The sequence below is a fragment of the Polyangium fumosum genome, from assembly GCF_005144585.1.
In the GTDB taxonomy this organism is placed as follows: Bacteria; Myxococcota_A; Polyangia; order Polyangiales; family Polyangiaceae; genus Polyangium; species Polyangium fumosum.
In genome coordinates, this window is the sequence record NZ_SSMQ01000165.1 from 1 (window position 1) to 4,305 (window position 4,305).

Sequence of the window (4,305 nt, forward strand, 5' to 3'; positions counted from 1 at the left end):
AAGGGCTGATCCGTCGCCAACCCGGACAGCCTCGTAGCATCGAGCTCCTCGTAGACCCCGAGCTGCTTCCCGTGCTTCGAAGACCCTGAAACGAATCGATCAGGATCCCTGTGTCGAGGAACTAGCGCGTCGACCGGGAAAAACTGGGCCTGGTCGACCGGCGTGGGATCACGCCGTCGTGGCCCCGGAGGCCTCCGCCCGAAAGCCATGGAGTTTGGCGGGGATTGCTCCGGCGATGAACACGCCGCTGCCGGGGTGGACGGCGCACGGCCCGCGATGCGGACCCGCGTGGTCGTGAGCATCGTGGACGGATCCTAACGTCCCGGAGAAAATGCAGCGTGTCGCTTGACATCTACGAAGGACTTCGTAGATCATCGCCCCCATGGTGAACAGGTCGCTCCCCACGGACGCGGAGCTTGCGATCCTGCGCGTCCTCTGGCGCCGCGGCCCCTCGACGGTGCGTGAGGTCCACGAGGATCTCAAGCCCGTGCAGGGCACGGGGTACACGACGGTGCTCAAGCTCATGCAGATCATGGCCCAAAAAGGGCTCGTCGAGCGTGACGAGGCGGGCAAGAGCCACGTGTATCGAGCGATCATTCCCGAGGACCAGGCCCAGAAAGGGCTCGTGCATGACCTCGTGGAAAAGGCCTTCGGCGGCTCGGCGTCGCGGCTCGTGATGCGCGCGCTCTCGACCGAGCGTGCCTCCCGCGAGGAGCTCGCCGAGATTCGCGCGCTGCTCGACGACATCGAGCGAAAGAGGTCGAAATGAGCCTCGCGCACCTCGCCTCCTCGCCGTTTGTCGCGACGCTCGGGCTCGCGCTCCTGCATTTCCTCTGGCAAGGCGCGGTGATCGCCCTTTTCCTCGCCGCGACCCTCGCGAGCCTGCCGCGCAGCCACGCCGCCGCGCGGTACACGGCCGCCTGCGCCGCGCTCGCGCTCATGGCGCTCGCGCCGCCGCTCACGTTCGCCTATTTCAACGCAGCCCTCGCCGTCGATCCGTTCGTCCCGCCGAACGGCTGGGCCCCGCTCTCCGCGCCTGCGGAAGGCGGCCATCCGCCTCTCTGGCCCGCGATCGTCGTGATGGCGTGGGTCACCGGCGCGCTCTTCATGTCGGCCCGGATCGCCGTGGGGCTCGCGCGCCTCTCGTCCTTGATTCGCCATCACACCGTGCCCGTCTCCTCGGCGCTCACGGTTCGCTTCGACAAACTCGCCCGGCGTCTCGGCGTCCGGAGCGGCGTGCGGCTGCTCGGATCCGATCGTGTCGACGTGCCCATGGTCATCGGCTGGCTCCGGCCTGTCGTGCTCGTGCCGCTTGCCGCGCTCACGGCTCTTCCGCCGTCTTGCCTCACGGCCTTGCTCGCGCACGAGCTTGCGCACGTGCGCAGGTTCGATTTCGTGACGAACATCCTGCAATCGATCGTCGAGGCAGCGTTGTTCTATCATCCCGCCGTCCACTGGGTCTCCCGCGTCGCGCGGAGGGAGCGTGAGCACCTCTGCGACGACGACGCCGTGGCGGTTGTCGGAGACCCGGTTCGTTATGCCCGCGCTCTCGCCGCGCTGGAGGGGATGCGCGCACGCACGCCCGAGCTCGCGCTCGGGTCGAATGGAGGTTCGCTCGTTATGAGGATTCGACGTCTGATCGATGGAACCACGCCCCACGCGCCCACGGGCCGCGCCCTCGCCGCACCCGCGCTCGCCCTCGCGAGCACGCTCGGCCTTGCCCTCGCGACGCTCGCTGCTTGTGGCGGAGAGCAACCGGCCGCCGTGGAAAAACCAGGCCTCACCGAAGCCAAGGCCCAGGCCGCCGCGCTCGGCATTCCCTGGCTTCCGCCCGCCATCGCGCGCTGGGAATCGGCCATCGCCTCGTCCGCCCAGAAGCACAACGTCGATCCCGAGGCCATCGCGATCCTCACGATCGTCGAATCATGCGGCGATCCGCAGGCGAAGAGCTCGTCCGGCGCCCTCGGCCTGATGCAGCTCATGCCCGGCACCGCCCTTTCGGTCGCGAAGGAGCTCGGCATCGCCGATCACGCCGACGAACGCCTGCTCGATCCGGCGTACAACCTCGACCTCGGCGCCTCGTACTTCGGCAAGCAGCTCGTCGAGTTTGGCAAGAAAGACCCGACGCGTGCGTTCGAGCTTTCGGCCGCGGCGTACAACGGCGGCGAGGGCCGCGTGCGCGCGTGGCTCGACGGCAAGGCCGAGCTATCCGAGGAGACCGAGAAATACCGCGCGCTCGCCACGGGCATGTGGAACGAGCGGCACGCGGCGCGCTCGACGACGTACGATACGTGGCGCGAGCGCGTGCGCGGCAAGATGGCCTCCCGCTCGGCGCACCCGCTGCCCGGCGCCCGCGTGACCTTGCACTTCGGCGGTGCAACGCCCGGACAAACCAGCGCGCCGCACGAGGGCGTGGACCTCGCGGCCGCGCCCGGGACCACGGTGCTCGCGCCGCTCGACGGCACGGTCGAGCGCATCGAGAAGAACACGAAAGGCGAGCCCGTGCTGGTCCTCGCGCACGGCCGCGGCATCGAGACGCGGTATCGGCACCTCGCGAACGTGAAAGCAGAGGTCGGCAAGGCCGTGACGCGTGGGGATGTCCTCGGCGAGATCGGCGCGCCCGAGGGCGGTCCGCACGTTCACTTCGAGGTACGCGACAATGGCGAGGCGATCGATCCGGCGCGTTATCTCGGACAAACCGCGGCGCCCTGAGCGCAAACCTCGTCGAGCTGCCGCCCGAGCAGCCCTGGCACTTCGACGAGGTCGCGGCAATGGGAGAACGGGTAAGTTTTTCCGCCGTCGCGACACGTGAAGAATTCGGCCGACGTGGTGCCCAGCGTGTCCACGCGTCCATCGGCCATGACGAACGCCGCGCCCGGCCGATCGAGCATGCCGAAGCTCGCGAGGATGCGGACCGGATCCCCGGCGCGGGACGGGTCCTCCTCGGCCAGCCCGCAGACCGCGTTCCAGCAATCGAGCCGAAGTCGCGGCTTGGCCGTTCCCGAGGGCTGGGTCGGCGCATTCGGGTCGCCGCCGAGCAGGCCGATGACGCCAGCTTCGTCGTTCAGCTCGACCTTGCCCGTCTCGGCGTCGAGCTCCAGCACGTTCTCCCGGGGGCCCCAGATCCACGCCGTCCTTTCGTCCTGCATCATGATGCCGGATACGGCCTTGCCGCCGGTGGATACCACACGGCGCGGTTGTCCCGTCGAGCCATCGACGATCACGACCTCGCCGCGCCGCGTCCCGACGAGGATCCGATCCCCCGACACGTCGAACGCGATCACGCGCGCGGGGCCATTCGTCCGCACGGAGTGGCGCGGCTTCAGCGTCGTGCCCTGCCGCTCCCACACAATGGCCGTGCCGCCTTCGTCTACCGTGGCCACGGCACCTTTTGCATGGATCGCCAGCGAGGATAGTGGCGGCAGCGGACCATTTTCCAGGACGATTGGTTGTCCCGTACGCACATTCCAAATCCGTGCCGTCCCGTCTTTCCACATCGCGCCGAACAGCACAGCTCCGTCCGGGAATGGGCCTGCGCCCAGGGCCGAGCCTTGCAGGTGCGGACCAAGCGTGATCCCGTCGGACGTGAGGTCTCGCGGGCGCCGAAGAAAGACACGCGGGCCGCGCGCCGCGACGACACGATCCCCCTCCGGCGACAGCGCGGCTACGGCTTCGGCGTATCTATCCTCGGGAGGCGGCACGGTGAACCACCTCCAGCCCTGCATTACGCTCGCCACGTCCTCCTGTTGCAAAACGTCGACGACATGCCTATCCGAGGCAACACCGACAAACCTCGCGTCCGGACGAAGCTTCCCGATGAGCATCGGCGGAGCCCCGGAGACGGGGACGCCCCAGACCTGCCCATCTTCCACCGCCGCAATGAGACGATCCGCCTGGAAACGCAGACTCCGCGGCGCACCGGACGGGCTCGCGAGATCCCCGACCGCGCGTCCCTCGGGCAAACCACGCAATCGAATCCGCCCGTCCTTCGTGCCGAGCGCCAGCGTGCTCCCGTCCTCCGAGAGCGCCATGGCGGTGAAGGATGTATCCGTGAACGTCGCGAGCGGCTCGCCCGAGGGGAGCTTCCGCAGGATGACCCTGCCGTCCAGGAAAGCGCCCACGGCCACGGCATTTTCGGCGATCGAGAGCCGGAGCCCGCCATATCCGGACGGCGGTTCTAGAAGTCATCCCATAAACCATCCGGTAGGACCATCGGCTCCAACATCCCACTTTGTGGGATCAATTTAACCAGCGTCGGTCCAGCCGTCGGTACATTTTCACGGCTGGCGACATATGCAGGTGTGG

General features: G+C 68.2%; 3 protein-coding genes. 2 read left to right on the forward strand and 1 reads right to left on the reverse strand.

All coding sequences use genetic code 11. The features are described 5' to 3' along the window. Positions 1-382 precede the first annotated feature (382 nt). On the forward strand, positions 383-769 hold the full coding sequence (locus tag E8A74_RS51440; RefSeq protein ID WP_136936550.1) for a BlaI/MecI/CopY family transcriptional regulator: 387 nt from the start codon (positions 383-385) through the stop codon (positions 767-769). After that, positions 766-2,712, forward strand: coding sequence for a peptidoglycan DD-metalloendopeptidase family protein (locus tag E8A74_RS51445; protein ID WP_136936551.1), 1,947 nt, complete (start codon positions 766-768; stop codon positions 2,710-2,712). The genes E8A74_RS51440 and E8A74_RS51445 overlap by 4 nt, the downstream gene beginning before the upstream one ends. Here E8A74_RS51445 and E8A74_RS51450 read toward each other — a convergent pair. Beyond that, positions 2,685-4,121: a WD40 repeat domain-containing protein gene (locus E8A74_RS51450; RefSeq protein ID WP_136936552.1), complete on the reverse strand. Its 1,437-nt coding sequence runs from the start codon at positions 4,119-4,121 to the stop codon at positions 2,685-2,687. The genes E8A74_RS51445 and E8A74_RS51450 overlap by 28 nt on opposite strands. Positions 4,122-4,305 lie beyond the last annotated feature (184 nt).

Bases quoted from the DNA above. Each gene is read 5' to 3' on its own strand.
- E8A74_RS51440 (WP_136936550.1), top strand. From the start codon at position 383: ATGGTGAACAGGTCGCTCCCCACGGACGCGGAGCTTGCGATCCTGCGC.
- E8A74_RS51445 (WP_136936551.1), top strand. From the start codon at position 766: ATGAGCCTCGCGCACCTCGCCTCCTCGCCGTTTGTCGCGACGCTCGGG.